Origin of the sequence: Mesorhizobium sp. M7A.F.Ca.US.002.01.1.1 (assembly GCF_004022955.1) — a bacterium.
GTDB classification, from domain to species: domain Bacteria; phylum Pseudomonadota; class Alphaproteobacteria; order Rhizobiales; family Rhizobiaceae; genus Mesorhizobium; species Mesorhizobium ciceri.
In genome coordinates, this window is record NZ_RZQE01000519.1 from 1 (window position 1) to 3,921 (window position 3,921).

4 protein-coding genes are annotated in these 3,921 nt (G+C 59.8%); all 4 read right to left on the reverse strand.

Annotation, left to right across the window (positions count from 1 at the left end):
• The coding region (locus tag EN932_RS30950) for a transglutaminase family protein (RefSeq protein WP_164890711.1) at nt 1-574 on the reverse strand (574 nt) is incomplete at its 3' end.
• Between the two features lie 85 nt (nt 575-659).
• Complete coding sequence (locus EN932_RS30955) at nt 660-1,601, reverse strand: alpha-E domain-containing protein (RefSeq protein ID WP_024503501.1); 942 nt, start codon at nt 1,599-1,601, stop codon at nt 660-662.
• A gap of 147 nt (nt 1,602-1,748) precedes the next feature.
• Nucleotides 1,749-3,161 carry a circularly permuted type 2 ATP-grasp protein gene (locus EN932_RS30960; protein ID WP_024503502.1) on the reverse strand — a complete coding sequence of 471 codons (1,413 nt, stop codon included), beginning with the start codon at nt 3,159-3,161 and terminating at the stop codon, nt 1,749-1,751.
• Nucleotides 3,162-3,332: 171 nt separating this feature from the next.
• Nucleotides 3,333-3,569, reverse strand: coding sequence for an Lrp/AsnC family transcriptional regulator (locus EN932_RS30965; protein ID WP_010909609.1), 237 nt, complete (start codon nt 3,567-3,569; stop codon nt 3,333-3,335).
• Nucleotides 3,570-3,921: the final 352 nt, after the last annotated feature.

Consider the following 3,921-nt stretch of genomic DNA (forward strand, 5'->3'; position numbering starts at 1 on the left):
GCATCAGATAGCCGCTGACATAGCGGGCCGGAAAGCCCATGGCACGGGCGGCGGCGGCAAAGATATGGGTATGATCCTGGCAGACCCCGGTCTTGAGCGCCAAGGCTTCCTCCGCCGGCGTCGTCGCATTGGTCGTGCCGGGCGTGTAGGCGACGCGCTCTCCGATGACAGCCATCAGCCGGTGCAGCCGTTCGATGTCGCTGCCCTTGCCAACCGATGCGGCGAGTTCGCGGATACCGCTGCCGATCACCGTCAATGGTGTCTCATGGCTGTACAGCCAGAGCGGCGTGAAGCCCTGGTGTGGCCCCGAGACGCCCGCGGTGTCGCGCGTCACCACTTCGCCCGACGCCTCGACCGTGATGAAGTCGCGCTCGCCCTCGACGCTCAACAGCCTTGTGTCGTTGCCGAAATGGTCGACAAAGCGGACCTCTTCGCGCGCGCCTTCGATCGCCAGAGCCCAGGACAGAACGGTCTGCGTCGACCCGCTGACCGGAAGCAGCCGCAGCCGCTGCAACAGATAATGCACCGGCGTATCGTAACGGTACTCAGTTCGGTGGGTAATCTTCAGCCGCATGCTTCTATTCCGTTTGTGAGCGCGATCTCCGGACAAACGGTTTCCGTTTGTCTAAGAAAACCGGCTCCACCTTTCGGGACCATGCTCAATTGAACCGATAATCTTGTGCGATTTCGTCGCCCAGCTTGGTGTTGTCGCGAATGAAATTGGCCAGGAATTCATGCAGCCCGGTATCGAAGATATCCTTGATCGACCCGGCTCTCAGCATTGTCTGCGTCTTCTCGGCCGTTGCGTGGCAGGCATGGCGCTCGCCGTAATCGTCGCCGAGGAATTTCAGATGCTCCGACAGGAAGCGATAGCAGAACATCAGCGAACGCGGCATGCGGACATTGAGGATCAGATAGTCGGCAATGTTGGTCGGCTTGTAATCAGCATCGTAGACCCAGCGATAGGAGCGATGCGCCGAGACCGAACGCAGGATCGATTCCCACTGATAATTGTCGAGCGTCGAGCCAACCCAGGAGATCGACGGCAGCAGCACATAATATTTCACGTCGAGGATGCGCGCCGTGTTGTCGGCGCGCTCGACGTAAGTGCCGAGTTGCGAGAAGTCGAAGATCTCGTTGCGCAGCATGGTGCCGTAGAACGAGCCGCGGATCAGCGCCGTCTCGCGCTTGATGGCGTCGAGCACGCTTGGCAGGTCGCGCTCGTCGATCGGCTTGGCCAGCATCCGCTTCAGCGCCATCCAGGCTTCGTTGATGCTTTCCCAGGTCTCGCGCGTCAGCGCGGTGCGCACCATGCGGGCATTGTTGCGGGCTGTCTCGATGGACGACATCGTGCTCGATGGGTTCGACGTGTCGCGCAACAGGAAGTCGGCGACATTGGCGGCGGTATAGTCGGAATATTTCTGGCTGAAGGTGACGTCGGAACCAGCGCTGAGCAGCACCGAATTCCACTCTTCCGAGGCGCTTTGGGTGCGGGTCAGCGCCATGCGCAGGCCGGCATCGACCAAGCGCGCCATGTTTTCCGCCCGCTCGATATAGCGGTTCATCCAATAGAGCCCGTTTGCGGTGCGGCCTAAAAGCATGAAGTGGCCCTTCGGGCTAGTGAGTAGCGAATAGTGAGCAGTGAATATTAAGCAATTGAATCTCAATGAAATATGGCATTTCCTGTCCCTCTATTTCCGCTACTGACTACTGACTATTCCCTACTGACTATTCCCTATTCACTCGTCTCAATCATCCAACACCCAAGTATCTTTCGTCCCGCCGCCCTGCGACGAGTTCACAACCAGCGAACCTTCCTTCAACGCGACGCGTGTGAGGCCCCCAGGCACGATCTGGATGCGGTCGGAGACCAGCACATAGGGCCTGAGATCGACGTGGCGCGGCGCCAGCCCTTTTTCCGTCAGGATCGGGCATGTCGACAGCGCCAGCGTCGGCTGGGCAATATAATTCGATGGCTTGGCCGCCAACTTCTTGGCGAAGGTCTCGCATTCCTTCTTGGTTGCCGCAGGCCCGACCAGCATGCCGTAGCCGCCGGAACCGTGCACTTCCTTGATCACCAGCTCGTCGATGTGTTCGAGCACGTATTTCAGGCTGTCGGGCTCCGAGCAGCGCCAGGTCGGAATGTTGCCCAGGATTGCCTTGCGACCGGTGTAGAACTCGATGATCTCGGGCATGTAGGAATAGATCGCCTTGTCGTCGGCTATGCCGGTGCCCGGCGCATTGGCGATGGTGATGTTGCCGGCGCGATAGACATCCATGATGCCGGGTATGCCGAGAGCGGAATCCGGACGGAACGTCAGCGGGTCGAGGAAAGAATCATCGACGCGGCGGTAGAGCACATCGATCTGCTTGTAGCCTTCCGTCGTGCGCATGGCGACATGGCCGTCGACCACGCGCAGGTCCTGGCCTTCGACCAACTGCACGCCCATCTGGTCGGCAAGGAAGGCGTGTTCGAAATAGGCGGAATTGAAGCTGCCGGGCGTCAGCACCGCAATGGTCGGCGCACCTTTGGTGCTTTGCGGCCGCACCGCCGCCAGCGACTGGCGCAGAAGCTGCGGGTAGTTTTCCACCGGCCGCACCTTGATCTTCTGGAACAGCTCGGGGAACAGCTGCATCATCGTCTCGCGGTTCTCCAGCATGTAGGAGACGCCGGACGGCGTGCGCGCATTGTCCTCCAGCACGTAGAACTCGTCCTCCGAGATGCGGACGATGTCGACGCCGATGATGTGGGTATAGACGCCGGCCGGCGGCCTGACCCCGATCATCTCCGGCAGGAATGCCTCATTCCTGGCGATCAATTCCCTGGGGACGCGCCCTGCCCGCAGGATTTCCTGGCGATGATAGATGTCGTCGAGGAAGGCGTTCAGCGCCTGCACGCGCTGCTCGATGCCCTGCGTGAGGCGCCGCCATTCATTGCCTGAAATGATGCGGGGAACGATGTCGAACGGGATCAGCCGCTCGGAGGCTTCTTGCTCACCATAGACGGCGAAGGTGATGCCGGTCTTGCGGAAGACGCGCTCAGCGTCCTGCATCTTCTCGGTCAGCCTGGCTGGATCCTGCTCCTTCAGCCAGCGATCATACGCCGAATACGGTCTTCTCAATCCGGAGACTTCCGGAAGCATTTCATCGAACGCTGCCAATCGCATACTCCCCTGTGACGCCATTTCACTGGCGTCGCCGGAGAAAATCAAGCGCAATCGGTGATTTGGGAGATACGGGCGATCAGTATGTTGCGCCTGCCTAAAATTGAGGCAGCTGAAATATGACCTTGATCAGCCTTTGCCTCGTGCCCGGGCAAATGCGTTTACCGGCTAGAAAGCACGGAACGTGACGACGGTGAACGTGTCCTTGATGCCGGGGAGAATCTGCACCTTTTCGTTGACGAAATGGCCGACGTCTTCCTCGTCGTCGACATAGAATTTGGCGAGCAGATCGTAGTTGCCGGCGGTGGAGTAGATTTCCGAGGCGATCTCGGCATCGGCAAGCGCGCTGGCAACCTCATAGGATTTGCCGAGCTCGCATTTGATCTGCACGAAAAACGCCTTCATGGCTTCGTCCCGCTAAACGTCCAAGTCCAGCGGCCCTTCTGGCAGACTGGAGGCGGGCTTTCAAGCGCTGGAATCCGTACTCTGCCGGCCCAGGCCTGGGCTGCGACCTGCCGCAGCTCTCCGCCAGCATGCAACCTGCCGCCGAGCGCCAGCGATTATTCGCGATCGCTGAAACCGCGATGCGCTGCCAAGCGTATGTTATGATGCGTCTTCGGACAGCACCATTTCAAGGGAAGATGTTTCGCGGGACAACGGAGACAGGCCATGCGCCGCGCCTTTTTCGCATTCGCAGTCGTTCCATTCCTCTGCGTGTCGTCGGCATTGGCCGGCGATGCCGAGATCAAGGCAGGCC

Coding starts and splice junctions, on each gene's coding strand:
- EN932_RS30965 (WP_010909609.1), bottom strand. CDS start 3,569: ATGAAGGCGTTTTTCGTGCAGATCAAATGCGAGCTCGGCAAATCCTAT.
- EN932_RS30955 (WP_024503501.1), bottom strand. CDS start 1,601: ATGCTTTTAGGCCGCACCGCAAACGGGCTCTATTGGATGAACCGCTAT.